Origin of the sequence: Thalassospira sp. MCCC 1A02898 (assembly GCF_001618185.1) — a bacterium.
Classification (GTDB): Bacteria; Pseudomonadota; Alphaproteobacteria; order Rhodospirillales; family Thalassospiraceae; genus Thalassospira; species Thalassospira tepidiphila.
In genome coordinates, this window is the sequence record NZ_LPXK01000001.1 from 339,290 (window position 1) to 357,786 (window position 18,497).

Below are 18,497 nucleotides of genomic sequence, written 5' to 3' on the forward strand. Positions count from 1 at the left end.
GCGTTATTCTGACAATCCGGATTGACTTGCCAAACCGAGCACCCAGTGGCGAAAGGCGCGTACTTCCGGAACGTCCTGACGGCTTTCGGGTGTGATCAGATAGTATGCGCCGCTGGATTTCAAGCTGGCCGTGCTGACGATTTCAAGACTGCCCTCGGCAAGTGGTCCTTCGATCAAAACCCTTGGTAGCAGGGCGATTCCCATGCCTGCCTTGGCCGCCTCGATCAGCATGAAGAAGTGCTCAAACGCCGGTCCGGGCGCACCGGTGATGGCAATCTCGTTGGCCTGCGCCCAGTCATGCCATGCCTTGGGCCGGGTGGTGTGGACCAGTCGCGAGTAGCGTCCGATCAATTCTGCCGGGCCAACAGGGCGGTTTGCGCCCGCTGCCTCACCTGACGCAACATATCCGGGTTTGGCGACAACCACTTGAATTTCATCAAAAAGCTTGTCGCAGATCATCCCGGGCCAGCGACCATCACCGAAATAAAGCCCGACATCCATCTGGCGTGCGCCAAGGTCCGGGCTGCGTTCCGGGGTGGCGAAATTAAGTGCCAGGGTTTCGATCACCGGGCGGATATCGGGATGTTCGTTTTGAAATCGATTTAATCTTGGAATCAACCAGCTACTGGCCAAGGTATGCAGCGCACCGATGACCAGTTTCCGCTCCCCCGCGCCATGGGTCACCAGATCAAGGGTGGCGGCCTCGATCTCGTCGAGCGCCCGACGTAGACTGGGCAAATAGGCCCGGCCGGCTTCGCGCAACGTCAGTTTCGGGCCATTACGCTCAAACAAGCTCATGCCAAGGCTGGCTTCCAGATTGGCGACCTGCTGGCTGATCGCACCGGAGGTCACGGAGAGTTCCGCAGCCGCGCGGGCAAAGCTGCCAAGCCGGGCGGCGGCTTCAAAGGCGCGCAAGGCGTTCAGCGGCGGAGTGGTCGGGCGCAGCGCCATATCGATAGTTTTCCTGACCCTAAATTCAGAACTTCTGATTTTACGCCCGGTATTATGCTGATTTAGACTGTCTCTAACAATACAGCATTAGATTATCTAGGAGACACCCATGTCGCTGCCCCCGTTCCATCTGGCCTTTCCGATCAAATCGATATCTGACACCCGCGCGTTCTATATCGATATCCTCGGCTGTGACGAGGGCCGCTCGACCGAGGCCTGGATTGATTTTGATTTCTTTGGGCATCAGCTTTCCGCCCATGTCCGCCCGGAAGCCGGCCAAAACAGCGGTGCCGGGAATGTCGATGGCGATGCAGTGCCGATCCCGCATTTCGGGGCGGTTCTGGAATGGGAAAAATGGCACGAACTGGCCGACAAGCTTAAGGCGGCCAATGTTAAATTCCTGCTCGAACCCAAGATCCGCTTTAAGGGTGAGCCGGGCGAACAAGGCACCTTCTTTGTCGAAGACCCGGCGGGAAATGGTCTTGAATTCAAGACCTTCCGCGATCCGGCGATGATCTTTGCCCACTAAGTCTGCACAAACCCAGTGCCGACCCGGCCTTGTGAAAGCAGGGCGGTCCGTGACAGACTGTGTTTGAAGCGCCAACTGACGCGCCGGAACGCTTTGCGCTCTGGCGCGTTTGATATGTGCAAACCTTTTTCATCGCCCCAACTTTCGAAGTTTTGACCAGGAGACCCCGATGGCAACCACCAACGCCCCGCTCAATATTCTGATTTCCGCTGCCGGCGACGATCAAAAGTGGAAAAGCGTGATGGTTGACCGCCTGCCGGACGCCAATATCGTCACCGAGGAAGACGATTACGATCCTGAAACGATTGACTATGCGCTGTTCTGGAAACAGCCGCAGGGCCTGATCAAGACGCTGCCAAAGCTCAAGGCGATCTTCTCGCTCGGTGCCGGGGTCGATCATGTTGTTTCCTCGCCCAGCCTGCCAAAGGAACTGCCGGTCATTCGTCTGGAAGATGCCGGGATGGCCGATCAGATGGTGCAATATCATCTTTACGCCGCGCTTCACTTCATGCGCGACTTTGATGTCTATAGCGCCCAGCAGGCCAAGGCCGACTGGACCCAGCATGACGTCGCACGCATTTCGCAATGCCGGGTCGGTGTCATGGGGCTGGGTGCACTGGGCTCTGCCGTTGCCGTGTCACTTTCCAGTCTCGGCTTTACCGTTTCGGGCTGGAGCCGCTCGATGAAGGCGATTGAAGGCATTTCGACCTATGCCGGTAAGGAAACGCTTGCCGAATTTCTTGGTCAGTCCGATATCCTGATCTGTCTTCTGCCACGCACGTCGGAAACCGAAAACGTGCTTAACAGCAGCACGCTTTCCTTCCTCCCAAAAGGGGCTGCGATCATTAATGCCGCCCGGGGTGCCATGATCAACGAGGCCGACTTGCTGCGCGCCATTGATACCGGCCATCTGCGCGGCGCGTTCCTGGATGTTGCGGCAACCGAGCCACTGCCCGAAAGCCATCCATTCTGGGATCACGCGAAAATCCGCATCACCCCGCATATTGCGGCGGCCACCCGGTTTGAAGAATCGGTCGATCAGATTGCCGAAAACCTTGATCGTCTGGCCCGCGGCGAAACGCCGCGCGGGCTTGTGAACCGCGAGGTCGGCTACTAAGCCGCCAAAGCTCAAACCACACACCCTTCAAACCCGATCCGGCGCATTATGCCTGCCAGATCGGGTTTTGCTTGTCCGCCCACAGGCTTTCTGCAAAACAGGAACAGCCGCACACGCAGTCGGCGCCATTGCTGTTAAACGGGATTTTCGATGTCAGCCAAAACCTTTGTTGCGCTTCGCGTTGACTGTGACGCAGCCACCGCCTTTGACCAGTTCACGGGCGGGATTGATCACTGGTGGAAACAGGGGCCGCGCAACCGCCTGCTTGGCAATCGTCCGGGTATTATGGAATTTGGGACGGAAAATGGCGTGCGCTATTTGCAGGAAGTCGACAAACGCCGCCCGGATTTCATCGTCCGTGCGGGCAAGGTCACCAAGTGGGAGCCCGCCAAACGCCTGAGTTTCGAATGGAACTGGCCGATGGCCGATCCCAAGGAACCGGCGACATTGGTCGATATCCGATTTAGCGCGCTTGGCGATTACACCCGCATCACGCTGGAACATCTTGGCCTTGAAAAGCTTTCGATGGCCCATCCCGGGCGCAATGGCCTGAATGACAACCGTTTCAAGCCGATGATGACCCATTACTGGCAGGCGCATCTGGTTTCATTTCGAAACCGGATCAAACTGCTTTCGCGCGGTTCAAACCCGGCCTGACCCGGCAAAATCAAGCCCCGCCAGCAATTCTGTCAGCCAGTCGACAAACACCCGTACCCGTGCCGAAAGCTGCCGATTTTGCGGATACAGCACCGAAACCGGCATCGGATCTGGCGGACAATCGGGCAGGATTTCAATCAGTTTTCCGGATTTAAGGTCATCCGCAACGCGATAGCGCGGCACCTGCACAATCCCCAATCCCGCCGCGGCACAGGCGGCGTAGCTATCGGCGCCGGTCACTGAAATACTGGCCGGCAGCATGATCTCGCAAAGCTTGCCATCCACCCTGAAATCAAGCGGGATCGGCTTGTCATCGGCACCGGATAAAAAACAAACCATCTGGTGGCCCTGGCCTTTCAGGTCGGCAAGGGTTTCGGGCATGCCGATGCGGGCAATGTAATCGGGGCTGGCAACGGTCGCCTCGTGCAAAAGCGCCAAGCGCCGCCCGATCATCGATGAACTGGCCAGATCGCCACTGCGCAGCACGCAATCAAAGCCTTCATGCACCAGATCAACAAAGCGATCACCGTCGGCCAGCACCAGGTCAATCCCCGGATAGCGATCCCGAAAATCACCAAGGGCCGGGATGATAAAGGTCCGGGCCAGTGTGCCTTGCAGATTAACCCTCAGTAACCCCTTGGGGTCGGCATTGGTAAAGCTGCCATCGGCCTCTTCAAGATCGGCCAGAATCCTTACACAGCGTTGGTAATAGGCATCCCCGTCGCGTGTGGGGTTGACGGTGCGCGTCGTGCGTTCCAGCAACCGGGTGCCCAGCCGTTCTTCCAACCGCTGAATGGAATTGGTCATGGTCGCACGCGGGATCAAAAGATCACTCGCCGCCTTGGTAAAGCTTTTGCGCTCCACCACGCGCACGAAATTGCGCATTTCCTCAAACCGGTCCATTCGTCATCCTGATTGTTATTCAATTTCGAATAATGATGTCGAATATAACCTAATTATCCAAAAAATCATCTTGGGCATAGTGGGCCCATGCCCTTGAGGCCCCCACAACCACCAAGGAGACTTTTGATGTCTGCCAATCAAAACAAAACCGCCATCATCACCGGCGCATCGCGCGGCATCGGCGTGGCGCTTGCCAAACGTCTGGCGGCGGATGGCTTTAACGTTGTCATCAACTATGCCAGCTCTGCCGCCCCGGCAGAAGAACTGGCTGATTCGCTTAAATCGCAAGGCCACAAGGCCATCGCAATCAAGGCGGATATTGCCCGGCCGGATGCGGTTAAGGCCCTGTTTGACAAAACCATCGCCGAATTTGGCGGCGTTGATGTCATCGTCAATAACGCCGGTGTCATGACGACCACCCCGATTGCCGACATGGATGATGCCACCTATGACGCGATGATGGACATTAATGTACGCGGCACCTTCAACATGCTGCGCGAAGGCGCAAAACACCTGCGTGACCATGGCCGGGTGATCAATTTTTCGACCACCGCACTTCACCTCAAACTGCCAGGCTATGCCGTTTATAACGCCACCAAGGCCGCGGTCGAGGCAATGACAGGTGTTTTCGCCAAGGAACTGCGCGGTCGCCAGATCACGGTCAATGCCGTTGCGCCGGGCCCGGTTGCAACCGAACTGTTCCTCAATGGTAAGACCGACGAACAGATCGCCAATTTCGCAAAAATGCCACCGCTCGAACGGCTTGGTGAACCTGATGACATCGCCGGTGTGGTGTCCTTCCTCGCCGGGCCGGATTCCGGCTGGGTGGATGGTCAGACCATCCGTGCCAATGGTGGTCTTGCCTGACCTCCACAAACCCTGCTTGCCGGGGTCCCTGGTTTGATATCGGCATGATTTCCCCCATCCCCGTGCCGGTCTTTGGCCTTGGCCCCCGCACTACCGGCAATGACGCCGCCTGATGCACTAACAGGCGGCGTCATTGCCATATTGCCTTGGTCCCCGGCTTTGCCCATGATGGCGCGCCATCAGCAAAGGGATCCCGCAATGTCGAACGCCGCCGCCACCACCACAAAATCCGATGACATCACGTTTCGCTATGCCACCCGCGATGATTTGCCTGCCATCGTTGCCCTTCTGGCCGATGATGAAAAAGGCAAAACCCGCGAGGAACTTGGCGATCCGCTTCCCGATGCCTATTACGCCGCGTTTGATGCCATGTCATCCCAGTCAACCGATGCGCTGCCCAACAAGTATCTTCTGGCCATCAAGGGCACGGACATTGTCGGCTGTTTGCAGCTGACCCTGATCGCCGGATTGTCGCGGCGCGGCCAACTGCGCGCCCAGATCGAAGGGGTCCGGGTGGCAAGCCGTACCCGCGGTCAGAAGATCGGCGGAAAATTGATCAAGCAATCCATTTCGATTTCGAAATCACTTGGCGCGGCGTTGATACAGTTCACAACGGATAAAACCCGCAAGGATGCCCATCGGTTTTATGAACGGCTTGGATTTGTCGCCAGCCACGAGGGCATGAAGATGGCTCTTGATCCGAAATAGGCCTTGTTTTCTGCCAGATTGCGCACACGCAAATACGCCGGGCGCATTTCGTGATAGGGTCTGATGATTGTTGGCCTTACGGCTGCATCCATCGAACGGAGGACCATCATGAACTTGAGCGAATTACAAGATCTGGCCCGTGAACGCGGCTTTTCGCATGTGTTCAGCGCATCGGAAAACCATGTCACTTGCGATGGCAAACAGGCGAAATACAGCGCCGATGATTTGACCATTATCGATTCCCGTTCTGTCGATGCCGGAACCGACCCGGGCGATGACGCCACCCTTTACATGATCGAGGCCAGCGATGGCACGCGCGGCATGCTGATTGTGCCCAACAGCTTTGATACCGACCGTAACAAGGCCGACCTGATCGACAGTCTTCGCCGCAAGCACAGCTGATTTCGGAACAAGCAGCCAGGATTTGCGTTTTGCCTTTATCAGACAATTTTTGATCGAGGAGGCCCGCAATGACCTTGGCTGATCTTCAGGCAAACGCCAAAGAACACGGTTTTGAACATCATTTCATGGCCGAGGAGGGCGGTGTACGCAGTGACGGCACCGGCAAGCTTTATACCCCGGACGAGCTGCGCCTTGTCCATTCCAACAGCACCGACCAAGGCACCGATCCGGGTGACGAGGCAACGCTGTTCATGATCGAGGCCAATGACGGCACCAAGGGTGTGATGATCATGGCCGATGCATTTCATGCCGATCCGCACAAGGCCGAAATCATTGATGTTCTGCGCCGCAATCGGGCTGCGTAATCAATTGCGTTGAACGCCACCTCGCGCGTTCCCGGATGGATACGTTGCCGGGTGGCATTTCGCAAAATGAACACAAATAAGCGCCCGAAGCGACATAAAGGGTAGGCAGTTTATGCGCTCTCCCTTTACCAAGTGGGGCATTTCATTCGATGTCGGACTTTTTGCCTTTCATTCGCGCCTGGGTCACCGATCCCAGAAAAATATCCGCCATTTCGCCCTCAAGCCCGGCGCTGGCGCGTCTGATCACATCCGAAATCAACACCCAAAGCACCCCGGTTCTGGAACTCGGACCGGGGACCGGTGTGTTTACCCGTGCACTTCTTGATCGCGGCTTGCGTGAAGATGACCTGACATTGATCGAAGCCGGACCGGATTTCTCCCGCCTGCTTTCCGAACGCTATCCTAGGGCCCGCATCCTGCAAATGGATGCCTGTCGTTTGGGCAAAAAGGGCCTGTTTGGCGCTGGCGAATTGGCAAGCGCGATTAGCGGCCTGCCGCTTCTGTCGATGACACCGCGCCAGATCATGGGGATCTTGTCGGGCAGTTTTGAATATCTGCGCGAAGACGGCGCATTTTACCAATTCACCTATGGCCCGCGCTGCCCGGTGCCGGAAGCCATCCTGGCCCGGCTTGATCTTCAGGCAACGCGCATCGGCACCACGGTGCGCAATGTCCCGCCCTCGTCGGTCTATAAGATCGAACGCAAAAGCCGCCCGGAAATGCAAAGCGAAGTCCGCAAATCCGCCTGAAACGCAAAAAGGGGCACCAACCGCATGGTGCCCCTTTTTCTGCCTCATCGGCCTTTAAAGCCGATGGAAACGTGTGATCACCACAAATGATGGACGTGCGGGGCGATGCGCTGCTCATAGATGTTGCGCAACTCACCGATCACCTCTGAGGGCAGCGGTGCCACATCACTTGCCGCCGCGTTTGCCGCGGCCTGGGCTGCATTCTTCGCCCCCGGGATCACAACACCGACGGCTTCTTCCATCAAAATCCAGCGCAGGGCAAACTGCGCCATGGTGATATTGTCCGGAACCAGCCGGCGGATTTCCTCAACAGCTTCAAGCGCAACATCAAACGGCACACCGGCGAATGTTTCGCCTTTGTCAAACGCCTCGCCGTTGCGGTTAAACGCACGGTGGTCGTCTGCAGCAAAGGCGGTGTCCTTGGTCATTTTGCCGGTCAAAAGGCCGGATGCCAGCGGCACACGGACGATAACCCCGACATTTTTTGCTTTTGCCTCACGGAAGAAAAGTCCGGAAGGGCGTTGGCGGAAGATGTTGTAAATGATCTGAACCGACGCAACCCCGGGATATTCGATGGCTTTGAGGCCTTCTTCGACCTTCTCGACCGAAACACCGTAATTGCGGATTTTCCCGGCGGTGACCATTTCCTCCATCACCTCGAACACGTCCGGGCGATAGAAAACCTCTGTCGGCGGGCAATGAAGCTGCACCAGATCAAGACAATCCGTCGCAAGGTTCTTAAGGCTGCGTTCAACAAAGGCTGTCAGGTTCTGCTTGTTGTATCCCTCGGACACATGCGGATCGAGCCGACGCCCGGCCTTGGTTGCGATGAACGGACGTTCGCCACCGCGTTCTTTCATGACATCGGCGATGATTTTTTCCGAACGTCCATCACCGTAAACGTCGGCGGTATCAATGAATGTCGTGCCGTTATCAAGGGCGGCATGCAGGGCCGCGCGCGCGTCAGCCTCTGATACATCGCCCCATGCGCCACCAATGGCCCAGGCACCGAAACCGACTTCCGAGACCGTGCGGCCTGTCTTCCCAAATTTTCTGTAGTTCATCTATTGTTGCTCCTAAGGCATTAACTGGCCGCCATTGACCTCGATGATCTGGCCTGTGATGTAGCCCGCCATGGCGTTCGAGGCGAGAAACAGGAACGCCCCGACACATTCATCCGGGCGGCCCACGCGGCCCATCGGTACTGTTGCGCTTTGCGCGGCAAGAACATCGGGCGGTGTATAGCGGTCATGAAACGGCGTCTGGATAAGACCCGGCGAAACGGCGTTCACGCGAATGCCGTCCGCCACAAATTCCTTTGCCTGCCCGCGTGTCAGGCTGCTGACAAAGGATTTTGCCGCCGCATACAGCACAGCACCGCCCCCGCCACCATTGCGCGCGGCAATCGATGTCGTATTGACCACAAAACCGTTTTCTGACGCTTTGAGGTAAGGATATGCCGCCACCGTCGCTTCCCAGACCGATTTGCCATTCAGGGCAAAGACACGATCAAGATGCTCGGGCTCGACCTCGGTGGTCGGCACCCGGCCCAGCATGCCACCAGCATTGTTGATCAGGCCATCCAGCCCGCCAAGCATCCCTGCGGCTTCCCTGACAACTTTCGTCGGTGTACCCGTTTCACTCATATCGCCCTGAACAGCTACGACATGCTCGGGAAACTCTGCCTGAAGGGCGCGTGCTGCTTCACTGCTTTCATTATAATGAAGGGCAACCTTGGCACCCTGCGCGGCAAACCCCCGGACAATCTCGGCCCCGATCCCGGTCGAGCCCCCGGTTACCAGAACACGGCGCGACATCAGGTCGGGAATCCTGACTGCCTGAATATCACTCATCGCATTCCTCCGGCTAAATTGTCTGACTTTTGGCCAGATTACTTGTTGCACCGCCCCGTGTGGTATGGTTTTTCATGAACTGAAATCATCCACAAAGTGAACAGAGATCAACTTGGCTGGAATCGACCGCGCAGAGTTTGCTGATCTACGCCTGTTTCTGGCAATTGTCCGCCGCCAGAGCTTCAAGGCCGCGGCAATTGAATTCGGACTTTCGCCGTCGGCCGCAAGTCACGCGATCCGCCGTCTGGAAAGCCGCCTTGGCGTAAAGCTGATCAATCGAACCACCCGATCGATCGTGGCGACCGAACTGGGTCAGGACCTTGCAACCAAGCTTGCCGAGGGTTTTGACAAACTCGATGAAGCACTCCAGACGCTTGATGCCCCCGGTGCCGCCAGCTTTGGCGAGGTCCGCATCAACGCCTTTTCCGATGCCGCACATCTTCTGATCGCCCCGGCATTGCCGGAATTTGCCAAGACCTTTCCCGATGTCAGCCTCAGCATTATTGTTGAAAACCGGCCGATTGATATTGTCGCCGAAGGGTATGATGCCGGCATCCGGTTCGGCCATCTGGTCCCCGAAGACATGGTTGCCGTCGCGCTTAGCGGACCCCAGCGCTGGGTCGTGGTCGGCGCACCGGATTATCTTGCACGCCGCGGAAAACCAGATACCCCCGAAGACCTGCGCAATCACACATGCCTGCAACTTCTTCTGGGCGACAATTCACCGTTTCCCTGGGAACTTGGTACCGGCCCCGATCAGAAAAGCTACCGCGTGCCGGGCCACATCACCATTCAGGACACGGCAACGACGATTTCCGCCGCCAAGGCCGGGCTTGGACTGGCCTATCTGCTGGAATCGCGCATTGCCGATGACCTTGTCAGCGGACAGCTGGAAATCGTGCTGGAAGACCATGCATCATCCGATGATCCCTTCCACATGTATTACAGCAGCCGCCACAACAATCATCCGGGCTTGCGCGGCCTGATCAACATCATCCGCAAACAGAACGGCCTTTCGCGCATATGATCAAACCCGGGTCGCCCAGTGACGGGGGATTAGCGCCGATAGACCATCTGGCGGTAATTCAGCGCCTCGGCAATATGGCCGCGCTTGACCGCCGCACTTCCGGCAAGATCGGCAATGGTACGCGCCACCCGCAGTATCCGGTGATATCCGCGGGCCGATAACTTCATCTGGCGGGCTGCATCCTGCAACAATCCGCGGCCCTCGGCATCAAGGGCGGCGGCCTCCTGAAGGACCTCCCCATCGGCCAGCGCATTGGTCGATATGTTTTCGTTTTTATATCGCAACATTTGCAATTCACGGGCCAGAAACACCCGTTCGCGCACCGCCTGACTGCTTTCGCCTTTGGCCGGTAAATCAAGGTCTTCGGGCTTGACGGCGGGTACTTCGATCTGAATATCAAACCGGTCCAGAAGCGGCCCTGAAAGCCTGGCCTGATATTCCTCGCCACAGCGTGGGGCGCGGGTGCAGGCCAGTTCATTATCGCCAAGATAACCACACCGGCACGGGTTCATCGCCGCGACCAGTTGCACACGTGCCGGATAGGTCACATGCGCATTGGCGCGCGCAACCGATACCTGCCCGGTTTCAAGCGGTTGGCGCAGGGCATCAAGCACATTGCGCTGAAATTCCGGCAATTCATCCAAAAACAGCACACCATTATGGGCCAGCGAAATCTCGCCCGGCTTGACCCGATGCCCCCCTGTAAAGAAACATAAAATATGAGACTTACAGGTATGAGTAAAAACAAAGGCTTATGGGTGGATTGGCTCACTAAATATGAGACTGAAACACAAAATATGAGACTCGGCAAAAATTACAGCCTTGCTGAGAGTCTTTTTGAAATCCTTGATGACATCTCCGCTGAAACACGCGGCGCACGTGAAATTCGGCCAACCGACCGATCAATAACGGGTTTACTAAAAGTAGCCCCTGACCAACCACAAATACCCTTCGAATCGTCACTGGAACGCGATTTTGCTATCTTGATGACCGGAAGAAGGGGTGTTTTTTCAATCGAAGCTCAGCCGGTCACCATCAGATATCTGGATGACCTGGGCAAAGAACGAACCTACACGCCCGACTTTCTAATCACGCGTTATCGTCATGAGTTGGAGCGGCCGGAATCTGGCCTGCACACCATGCTGGTGGAAATCAAATACACTTCCGACCTTGATGGTAAAAATCAGCCAACCCTTTTGCAAAAATTCAAGCACGCAAAACAATGGACCGAGTTCAAAGGCTGGTCCTTTAGCGTCTTCACCGAAAAAGAAATCCGAACATCAGAACTTGAACGTGCTCGTGAGCTCCTGCCCTATCGCTTTCTGGATTCTGATACTCCGGTAGAATCTGCAATTGACCTGTTTGTCCAGCAGCACAAAGTTGCGACAATCCGGCAAATCACAGATGCTCTTCACAATTTTTCTGAGGAACAAGTTCACACAGAAGTTCTCAAGATGCTTGCGACACATCAGCTTTTTGCCGATGATGAAAGTAGATTAGATGCTGATTTATCGATCTATTTATTATAGTTTCGATATCGTTATGTTTCTTTTGCGTAGGCTAGGAATTTGACATTCCAAAACACTCAGCCAGACAAAATTGACGACGAGCGTTGGGATAGCGCGCTCGAACGTCGGCAAGTTATTGAACGATGGCTTGAAATTGCCAGCCCGACCAAAGAACTGGCTGCAGATTTTGCTGCTAAATTGAATTGCAGTGTCCCGACGTTTTACCGCTGGGTAAAAAATTTCAGGAAGGATCATCAGACTTCGAGTCTTGTGGTTGGCCTTAACAGAGGCAACAAGACCAAACAACGCCTCCATCCCGACGTCGAAAAAATTATCTCTGATGTAATTAAAAACCTTTATCTGACAAAAGAGCGTCCGATACGGGCACGTGTTGTCGAAGAAGTCGAGTTGCAGTGTTTCAAAGCCAAACTTTCACCTCCTTCAAAACCTACCATTTATCGTCGAATTGCAGACGTCCCGGCTTTCATAGCGACAGAACATCGCTATTCTAAAAAGAAAGCGAAACATCTTTTTGAGCCACACAAGGGTTCTGCAACCACGGCAACTCGTCCTCTCGAACAAGCCCAAATCGACCACACCCCGACCGATATTACTCTTGTTGACCCTAATGAACGCGAAGGAATTGATAGAGCCTGGATCACGTCGGCCGTCGATTCATACAGCCGCGCCTGCACGGGCTTTTATCTTTCTTTCGGAGCGCCAAGCTCACTATCTACCGCCCTCTGTCTGACACAAGCTGTCCTACCCAAAGAGCAACTGCTGCGTGAACATAAAATCTCGGGCAATTGGTCAATGCAGGGACTTCCGGAGAAAATTTTCGTCGATAACGGCTCAGATTTCCATAGCGCAGCCTTCAAACGAGGCTGCGATCAACACGGTATTTCCCTTGACTATCGTCCTAAAGGAGCACCGCAATTTGGTGCTGTGATTGAGCGTTTCATCAAAACGCTGAACCATAGATCCCATAATATTCCCGGTACGACTTTCTCCAGCAGTCATCATCGGGGCGAGTACGACTCCCAGGGACGAGCCTGTATGACCCTCAAGGAGTTGGAAGGTTACCTTCTGGAGTTTATTGTTAACGTCTACAATCAGAGGCTCCACCAAGGTATTGGCATGCCTCCCGCTGCAAAGTTCGAACAGGGTTTTGGTGAAAATGATCCCCGTTCAATTGTCCGGCGCCCACGTTTGCCCAGCAATCAAAAAACATTCCTGATCGATTTTCTACCTGTCATGACACGCACCGTTCAGCGATATGGCGTACGTGTTGACGGCATCAACTACTATTCTGACATTCTGGGACAGATATTGTTTGATGGGGACAAGCGGAAGTTTGAACTTCGACGCGACCCTAGAGATATTTCGACGCTGTATCTCTATCACCCAGAAGACAAGACATACTATGAGCTTCCCTATCGCGACCCGAGCCAGCCTCCCATGAGCATTTGGGAGCTCAGACATATCAAGGATAGGATGCGGCGAGAGGGTAAAGACCAGGTCGATGAAGGGCGTATTTTTGCCGGTTATGAAGCTATGCAGAACCGCATCGCAGAGTCAGTGGCTTCCACTCAGAAGGCAAAAAAGCAGCGTAGAACCGAAAAGCGCCGCATGAATCCTCATGCGTCGCAAACGCACGCGGCCAAGCCTGCTCCGACCGAGCCTCGGGAGACGCTATCCGATGACGATCTGGAATTTGAATTCGATCCCTCAATGATTGAATCGGAGATCAAAATTCGATGACTGAGCACCTTCATAGTGAAGCGGCAAAATATCTGGAGGCATCACGGGACGAACAGATTCATTGGCTGAACACCCCTAAATGGTTCCCTTACGATACTGGCAATCGAATGCTTGAAAAGATCGAAGCAATGATCAAGCACCCGCCAACGCACCGCATGCCATCCATGATGCTGGTCGGCGAAACCAATAATGGGAAAACCATGATTTTGGAGGAAGCTCTGAGCCGTCATCCGCGTCGCTCAATTCCAGAGGAAGAAGCTGACCAAATCCCGGTTATTTTTATCACGATGCCACCAGGGCCTGAACTTCGACGATTCTACAAACAGGTCCTCGATAAAGTTGGAGCTGTTCACCGACCCAGCGATACAACAGCAAATCTCGAAAGCCAGGTACTGCACGTTCTTAAGGGCGTCGGTACGCGCCTCATCATTATTGATGAACTTCATAACATCTCGGAGGGCAAATTTACCCAGCAGCGTCAGTTCCTCAATATGCTGCGCTTTCTGAGCAATGAGCTTAGGCTTTCCTTTATCTGTGCCGGCACCAAGAAAGCCATCCGGACCATCCAAACCGATGATCAGCTGGCTAATCGCTTCAAGCCATATAACCTTCCTGAATGGAAAGACGGAAAGGATTATCGAAGGTTTCTCTATTTTCTCGAATCTACTTTGCCACTTCCAGAGCCATCGAACCTGCATAAATCTGAACTGGCGAGGACCATTCTAACAATTTCAGAACGGACCGTTGGAGAGATGGTTTCGTATGTGAAAGAAGCGACTTTCATTGCGCTTGATGAAAGTTCCGCTCATCTCAAACCACATCATTTTGAAATTGCGGACTATACATCACCTTCACGCCGCAAAGCAGAAGCCGAACAAATTGCCGGGTAAATGACCATGTTACCGGTTCGCCCAAAGCCTCAAGTCGATGAGTCTTTCACAAGCTGGCTGATCCGCGTCGCGAACGCAAACGGCATACCTGTCGGTACCTTCTGCCATTTCCTGTCAAAGCATCAGCATTTTTTTACACGGGATACTGACCGACCAACAGATAAACAGATTGTCTGCGACCTTGCCCGTCTGACAGGCACGCCAATTTCAGCGGCCGCCGAAACAACCATCCATCTTTTGGAACGACGCGTGTTTCCCATGCTGAAGCCGAACAATGTGCAGCAGATGATTACAGTTCTGGGAGTTTATCACAGAACCCATCGTAAATATGGCCAAGCCTTCTGCCCTCAATGTTTGGCTGATGAGGGTTACTACCGATTGTCGTGGCGGCTTGTGTTCATTACTCAATGCACAATCCATTCTCAAAGACTGCATGATCGATGTTGGCAGTGCGGCGAGCCTGTATGTCTTCATCGCAGTCCTTGGCATACCTGTCATTCTTGCGGGTTTGATCGCCGGGAAGCTGAAGCTTTACCAATAGACAGTCATGCAGAAAGACTGCAGAAAAGGCTCGAACAGGGTTTTCGTACAGGAACACTTTTCTGGGATGTACCGATGCCATCCCCTCAATCGTATGCCAAACTCGTTTATGACCTCATGAGCATATTGCATCATCGAGCACCTCGTGTCGCAAGGTTACGGGAAGTCATACGAGAAATGTCAGGCGGCCCCGAATTTAGCTTTGAAGGGGAACAAAAATCGCAAAGGCTGGAGAGCCTCAGTTGTGAAGATAGACACAAACTCATGGCCATCGTCGGCCGGGCACTTCAAGACTGGCCATGGCGGCTTATTGCATATGCGATGCGTGCAGATTGCTGGCATTCGTTCCTGCTTAAAGATTTAAAAAATCCGCATCCGGCACTTAGCGAAACCGCCACACGTTACCTGACATTTTCTCCAAACTAGGATAGCTGCAAAAGTTCTTCAATGATCAGGGGCATGTTTTCAGGCTTGGGATCGTCACGTTCCAATCTTTTGGCGTAGCAGTTCACGGTACTCAACAAATCTAACGTGGTAGGCCAACCGTTCATCCCGTCTACTTCGTGGTCCGCCCGCATCGTGAAATACAGAATATCCCTAATCAAACGGACAGGAAGCTTCAACAAAGTGACTGGATGAGCGACAAATGCTGGGCGTCCTTCATAGAGGCCGTTGCGCAATCTTCGCTCAATAAACATCAAATAACTAAATTTTCCGCGGTTGGGCACCCGACAGACCATCACCAGTAAATTTCGGCCGTTGCCAGCCTTTCTGAGTGGAATACATCCCGGCCATTCGCGTGTACTCGGAAACTCAATTACAGCAAATTTACCGTCAGCTACAGGAATCCAATCATCTCCGAGTGTTGCGATTCGATTTCCGGTTTTTCTCTGGAGAGTTGCCAAAGCTCTTGCCAAATCAGGTAACGGGTAATCGATCGGATCCCCACCTGGCTCTGGCCGCAGCTCTTCACTTTGACCATCGTCCACCAATTCAACGAGGTGAAAAGGTAAAGGGATTTTCGGTGAACAACCGAACAGGTCACGCGCGACCGTCGCTTTTCGTTTGCGTAACTGCTGCGCTATTTCGATGTCTACATCTGGAGAAAACTCCAGTGTTGAGTGCAAAGTCCCGCTCGAGAAGGGCTCCGCAAATGACCCGCTTGCAACATCACCCTCAACAAACTGGTATTTTGGACCTATCTGGTTTTGCTCCAGCTCTTCCAAGTGCTTTTCAATGCGAATGTCTGCGTTTGGCGGAACAAAGTCACTGGCTTCCAGATTCAGAGTTTCCCCATCAAACCCCAGATCAGCCGGCTCGGACGTTACACCGATGATCTCTTGCCCACCGGCTCTCGTGACTGAAAATACTCCATCTTCCGTTTCAAACGCCATTTTCTCAGGCTTTGCCGGAACAACGACCTGAATCGTAGATGCCAAGCGCAACGCTCTAATTCTCTGAATTTGAAGAACGTTAATCGCATGGGAGCTTTCGGTGATGTCATATTCCAGAGGTAGGCGAATGTCAGATGTAAGGCCTGCTGAGAAGCCCGCGAACTTGATTTCAAACGGATCGCTAAATGGCAAAATCAATCTTGGTGGACAAATTGGCCAACGATACGGGCTTAACCCCTTCAAAATCAGCGAACCACATTGCCCCAAAAATGCTTCCGCATTCTTTCCCATTGATAAAATGTTAGCCAACTCAATCGCCGCCGCAAATTTGGCGCCAGCGTTGTAGTTTTTTGGATAGATTCGAATATGCCCATGCTCAAGCTCAAATGGCTCACGGTAAAACCGTTCGACAACGGGCTGCGTTTTCCCGTTCATCAGGCCAACTAACAGCTCAGAACAATATCCAGTCAGATACCAGAGAAAATCTGCACAACTCATAATGAATTGTGTTTGGTGATCTGCCCCCTTTAGCCGACCGGAAACGAGTAATCGGGGAGAGGGAAGTTCTAATGGACCAAACTTCTCCAGATTGTCTGGAATATTGATCCACTGATAGTGGTCTATACTATGGGTGAGCCACTCAAGCCGCGCAGTCTTGGGATCAAGAGTCGCATGGAAGACTTCCAGATCAGGAATAGGTGAGTGAATGCGATTATTCCAAACACGCCCCTCTCTCATCAATCCGAATTCTCGCACTGGAAACTTGCGGTAAACCCAGCTCTCGGTTTGCGCCCGAGCAGCCAGATACGTAACAACATCAATTCCCGATTTATTCTTCGATGTCGGAAAAACGTCCTCACAAGGCGCAAATTTGGCGAGACCCCAAATCTGGTCTGCACGATAGCCAAGATTTGGAGATTCTATGGGATCATGTGTGAAACCGACGACATCGAGAAGAATGTGGGGGGTTCTAAAAGGAGCAGTACGCAGTTGCGGTGTTTCAATAGACGGGATGCGATCAGACATGGACCCCCAACATGTGTGTTTTACCAAATTCATCAGGTGTCCCGTGTCTGAAAGCAACACCAGACGACAGAATATATTGTGCGCTTAACAAACTATTTTCTCGATCCTGCGCGTCCTCCTTCATTATCGAAAGATCGAAAAATCTGTTCATGCAACAGGCCATCTTTGGGCTGCAGATAAGGTAAAAGGCCACCGGTACTTTTGTGGCGGGTAATCTTGCGGATATCCGCATCCGAGAGACCCTCCCAATGCGCAGTTGTTGCTATTCCGCTTCGTAGTGAGTGTGCGCCGAACTCTTGGGGAACCTTGTCACACAACAACAGCAATCGCTTTACCAGACGATTTATGTAGCGGTCAGAAACCGCTCTTTTTTGAATTTTTCCATCGCGGATTGCAGGAAAACAGGGACCATCAATGGGTCTGTTACTCAACTGGTACCAGTGTTCCATCGCATTAAAGGCGCAAAGCGACGACGGCACTTTGGGTATCCACTGGAAGACGGCATCGCTGTGGTTCTTTGATGGCTTCAGACGTACGATCAGGTGAGCATCTTCAAAAACAATGTCATCCCAACCGATTGCAACAATCTCGGAGCGCCTTAATGCCAGAGAGAATCCGATCAGCAAAGCGGCCCTATCCCGGGACGCCTTTGGACCGTTCTCTGGCAAATGATCCAGCATTTGCCCCAATAACACGGGAGCGATCATGCGTTTGCGTTTGGGATCATGACCTCGCTCCCGGCGAATACCTCGCATGAAACGACGCAAATAGTTTCGAGGATCCTTAAACTCCAGACCGTTCATCGCACACATAAAGTGGATGGCCGCGAGATCTTGTTCGAGAGCACTTTGTCCCACTTTGGCTGAGCGCTCTGTCAGAAAGAGCGTAATCGTCTTAGGGTCGGAATTTGGCTTTTCAATGCCCTTGGCCGCACACCAGGCTTCGTATCGTCGCCAGGATGCGAGATACCGTGTGCGCGTTGAAGGTGCCAGCGCCTGATCCATAATGCGTCCCGCCCGGTTGGCGAGTTCGAGAAAGGAGTTACCTGATTCGATCGTTCCGAATCCTGTATTAAGAGCAAATCGTTAGAAAAAGACGGTAACAGAAAAAACAAACCAAGAACAATTGATAATTTTTGACCTAAAATCAAAACTTCAATGGGAAAATGAAACGATAATCTGTTTATGAACTCTGACCAATGACGTCAGACTTTATGTCCTCATTGATCTATTATCCTGTTACAAAATATA

The 18,497-nt window shown here is 53.5% G+C and carries 19 protein-coding genes and 1 pseudogene; 13 read left to right on the forward strand and 7 right to left on the reverse strand.

The genetic code is table 11. The features are described 5' to 3' along the window. Positions 1 to 3 precede the first annotated feature (3 nt). Positions 4 to 951, reverse strand: coding sequence for a LysR substrate-binding domain-containing protein (locus AUQ41_RS01550; RefSeq protein ID WP_063086172.1), 948 nt, complete (start codon positions 949 to 951; stop codon positions 4 to 6). Positions 952 to 1,060: 109 nt separating this feature from the next. On the opposite strand from AUQ41_RS01550, the gene AUQ41_RS01555 reads away from it, so the two are divergent. From AUQ41_RS01555 to AUQ41_RS01565, 3 genes are all read left to right on the forward strand, one after another. Next, positions 1,061 to 1,480, forward strand: a complete 420-nt coding sequence (locus tag AUQ41_RS01555) for a VOC family protein (RefSeq protein WP_063086174.1) — start codon at positions 1,061 to 1,063, stop codon at positions 1,478 to 1,480. A 169-nt stretch (positions 1,481 to 1,649) separates the two neighbouring features. After that, complete coding sequence (locus tag AUQ41_RS01560) at positions 1,650 to 2,597, forward strand: glyoxylate/hydroxypyruvate reductase A (protein ID WP_063086177.1); 948 nt, start codon at positions 1,650 to 1,652, stop codon at positions 2,595 to 2,597. 150 nt (positions 2,598 to 2,747) lie between these two features. Further along, positions 2,748 to 3,254 (forward strand): SRPBCC domain-containing protein, encoded by a 507-nt coding sequence (locus AUQ41_RS01565; RefSeq protein WP_063086179.1) that lies wholly within the window; start codon positions 2,748 to 2,750, stop codon positions 3,252 to 3,254. Here the strand turns inward: AUQ41_RS01565 and AUQ41_RS01570 are convergent. After that, positions 3,240 to 4,157 carry a LysR family transcriptional regulator gene (locus tag AUQ41_RS01570; RefSeq protein ID WP_063086181.1) on the reverse strand — a complete coding sequence of 306 codons (918 nt, stop codon included), beginning with the start codon at positions 4,155 to 4,157 and terminating at the stop codon, positions 3,240 to 3,242. The genes AUQ41_RS01565 and AUQ41_RS01570 overlap by 15 nt on opposite strands. A 126-nt stretch (positions 4,158 to 4,283) precedes the next feature. On the opposite strand from AUQ41_RS01570, the gene AUQ41_RS01575 reads away from it, so the two are divergent. From AUQ41_RS01575 to AUQ41_RS01595, 5 genes are all read left to right on the forward strand, one after another. Beyond that, positions 4,284 to 5,024: an SDR family oxidoreductase gene (locus AUQ41_RS01575; RefSeq protein ID WP_063086183.1), complete on the forward strand. Its 741-nt coding sequence runs from the start codon at positions 4,284 to 4,286 to the stop codon at positions 5,022 to 5,024. 198 nt (positions 5,025 to 5,222) lie between these two features. Continuing rightward, the gene (locus AUQ41_RS01580; protein WP_083952719.1) at positions 5,223 to 5,732 is read left to right on the forward strand and encodes a GNAT family N-acetyltransferase; all 510 of its coding nucleotides are present in this window, start codon (positions 5,223 to 5,225) and stop codon (positions 5,730 to 5,732) included. Positions 5,733 to 5,840: 108 nt separating this feature from the next. Then, positions 5,841 to 6,134 (forward strand): hypothetical protein, encoded by a 294-nt coding sequence (locus AUQ41_RS01585; protein ID WP_008888805.1) that lies wholly within the window; start codon positions 5,841 to 5,843, stop codon positions 6,132 to 6,134. A gap of 68 nt (positions 6,135 to 6,202) precedes the next feature. Then, positions 6,203 to 6,499, forward strand: a complete 297-nt coding sequence (locus AUQ41_RS01590; RefSeq protein ID WP_008888804.1) for a hypothetical protein — start codon at positions 6,203 to 6,205, stop codon at positions 6,497 to 6,499. Positions 6,500 to 6,648: 149 nt separating this feature from the next. Further along, positions 6,649 to 7,248, forward strand: a complete 600-nt coding sequence (locus AUQ41_RS01595; protein WP_063086185.1) for a class I SAM-dependent methyltransferase — start codon at positions 6,649 to 6,651, stop codon at positions 7,246 to 7,248. Between the two features lie 77 nt (positions 7,249 to 7,325). Here the strand turns inward: AUQ41_RS01595 and AUQ41_RS01600 are convergent, their stop codons facing one another. Both AUQ41_RS01600 and AUQ41_RS01605 read right to left on the reverse strand, forming a co-directional pair. Beyond that, positions 7,326 to 8,312 carry an aldo/keto reductase gene (locus AUQ41_RS01600; protein WP_063086190.1) on the reverse strand — a complete coding sequence of 329 codons (987 nt, stop codon included), beginning with the start codon at positions 8,310 to 8,312 and terminating at the stop codon, positions 7,326 to 7,328. 12 nt (positions 8,313 to 8,324) lie between these two features. Continuing rightward, positions 8,325 to 9,101, reverse strand: a complete 777-nt coding sequence (locus AUQ41_RS01605) for an SDR family NAD(P)-dependent oxidoreductase (protein WP_063086192.1) — start codon at positions 9,099 to 9,101, stop codon at positions 8,325 to 8,327. Between the two features lie 112 nt (positions 9,102 to 9,213). Between AUQ41_RS01605 and AUQ41_RS01610 the strand changes: the two genes are divergently transcribed. Further along, entirely contained in the window at positions 9,214 to 10,128 is a 915-nt protein-coding gene (locus AUQ41_RS01610) for a LysR family transcriptional regulator (RefSeq protein WP_063086194.1), read from the forward strand. Positions 10,129 to 10,157: 29 nt separating this feature from the next. Here the strand turns inward: AUQ41_RS01610 and AUQ41_RS01615 are convergent. After that, positions 10,158 to 10,829 (reverse strand): annotated as a pseudogene (locus AUQ41_RS01615) (ATP-binding protein); the annotation flags it as partial. A gap of 33 nt (positions 10,830 to 10,862) precedes the next feature. Here AUQ41_RS01615 and AUQ41_RS01620 point away from each other — a divergent pair. The 4 genes from AUQ41_RS01620 to AUQ41_RS20485 are packed head-to-tail and all read left to right on the forward strand — an operon-like array spanning position 10,863 to position 15,253. Next, positions 10,863 to 11,657, forward strand: a complete 795-nt coding sequence (locus tag AUQ41_RS01620) for a TnsA endonuclease N-terminal domain-containing protein (RefSeq protein WP_168173392.1) — start codon at positions 10,863 to 10,865, stop codon at positions 11,655 to 11,657. A gap of 39 nt (positions 11,658 to 11,696) precedes the next feature. Beyond that, the gene (locus AUQ41_RS01630) at positions 11,697 to 13,397 is read left to right on the forward strand and encodes a Mu transposase C-terminal domain-containing protein (protein ID WP_083952718.1); all 1,701 of its coding nucleotides are present in this window, start codon (positions 11,697 to 11,699) and stop codon (positions 13,395 to 13,397) included. Beyond that, on the forward strand, positions 13,394 to 14,287 hold the full coding sequence (locus tag AUQ41_RS20480; protein ID WP_083952717.1) for a TniB family NTP-binding protein: 894 nt from the start codon (positions 13,394 to 13,396) through the stop codon (positions 14,285 to 14,287). Before AUQ41_RS01630 ends, AUQ41_RS20480 begins: the two co-directional genes overlap by 4 nt. A gap of 6 nt (positions 14,288 to 14,293) precedes the next feature. After that, positions 14,294 to 15,253: a TniQ family protein gene (locus AUQ41_RS20485; protein ID WP_168173391.1), complete on the forward strand. Its 960-nt coding sequence runs from the start codon at positions 14,294 to 14,296 to the stop codon at positions 15,251 to 15,253. Here the strand turns inward: AUQ41_RS20485 and AUQ41_RS01645 are convergent. Continuing rightward, positions 15,250 to 17,247, reverse strand: coding sequence for a hypothetical protein (locus AUQ41_RS01645; RefSeq protein WP_143588684.1), 1,998 nt, complete (start codon positions 17,245 to 17,247; stop codon positions 15,250 to 15,252). The genes AUQ41_RS20485 and AUQ41_RS01645 overlap by 4 nt on opposite strands. A gap of 92 nt (positions 17,248 to 17,339) precedes the next feature. After that, on the reverse strand, positions 17,340 to 18,251 hold the full coding sequence (locus AUQ41_RS01650; protein WP_063086209.1) for a tyrosine-type recombinase/integrase: 912 nt from the start codon (positions 18,249 to 18,251) through the stop codon (positions 17,340 to 17,342). Positions 18,252 to 18,497 lie beyond the last annotated feature (246 nt).

Bases quoted from the DNA above. Each gene is read 5' to 3' on its own strand.
- AUQ41_RS01550 (WP_063086172.1), bottom strand. From the start codon at position 951: ATGGCGCTGCGCCCGACCACTCCGCCGCTGAACGCCTTGCGCGCCTTT.
- AUQ41_RS01555 (WP_063086174.1), top strand. From the start codon at position 1,061: ATGTCGCTGCCCCCGTTCCATCTGGCCTTTCCGATCAAATCGATATCT.
- AUQ41_RS01560 (WP_063086177.1), top strand. From the start codon at position 1,650: ATGGCAACCACCAACGCCCCGCTCAATATTCTGATTTCCGCTGCCGGC.
- AUQ41_RS01565 (WP_063086179.1), top strand. From the start codon at position 2,748: ATGTCAGCCAAAACCTTTGTTGCGCTTCGCGTTGACTGTGACGCAGCC.
- AUQ41_RS01570 (WP_063086181.1), bottom strand. From the start codon at position 4,157: ATGGACCGGTTTGAGGAAATGCGCAATTTCGTGCGCGTGGTGGAGCGC.
- AUQ41_RS01575 (WP_063086183.1), top strand. From the start codon at position 4,284: ATGTCTGCCAATCAAAACAAAACCGCCATCATCACCGGCGCATCGCGC.
- AUQ41_RS01580 (WP_083952719.1), top strand. From the start codon at position 5,223: ATGTCGAACGCCGCCGCCACCACCACAAAATCCGATGACATCACGTTT.
- AUQ41_RS01585 (WP_008888805.1), top strand. From the start codon at position 5,841: ATGAACTTGAGCGAATTACAAGATCTGGCCCGTGAACGCGGCTTTTCG.
- AUQ41_RS01590 (WP_008888804.1), top strand. From the start codon at position 6,203: ATGACCTTGGCTGATCTTCAGGCAAACGCCAAAGAACACGGTTTTGAA.
- AUQ41_RS01595 (WP_063086185.1), top strand. From the start codon at position 6,649: ATGTCGGACTTTTTGCCTTTCATTCGCGCCTGGGTCACCGATCCCAGA.
- AUQ41_RS01600 (WP_063086190.1), bottom strand. From the start codon at position 8,312: ATGAACTACAGAAAATTTGGGAAGACAGGCCGCACGGTCTCGGAAGTC.
- AUQ41_RS01605 (WP_063086192.1), bottom strand. From the start codon at position 9,101: ATGAGTGATATTCAGGCAGTCAGGATTCCCGACCTGATGTCGCGCCGT.
- AUQ41_RS01620 (WP_168173392.1), top strand. From the start codon at position 10,863: ATGAGTAAAAACAAAGGCTTATGGGTGGATTGGCTCACTAAATATGAG.
- AUQ41_RS20480 (WP_083952717.1), top strand. From the start codon at position 13,394: ATGACTGAGCACCTTCATAGTGAAGCGGCAAAATATCTGGAGGCATCA.
- AUQ41_RS20485 (WP_168173391.1), top strand. From the start codon at position 14,294: ATGTTACCGGTTCGCCCAAAGCCTCAAGTCGATGAGTCTTTCACAAGC.
- AUQ41_RS01645 (WP_143588684.1), bottom strand. From the start codon at position 17,247: ATGTCTGATCGCATCCCGTCTATTGAAACACCGCAACTGCGTACTGCT.
- AUQ41_RS01650 (WP_063086209.1), bottom strand. From the start codon at position 18,251: ATGGATCAGGCGCTGGCACCTTCAACGCGCACACGGTATCTCGCATCC.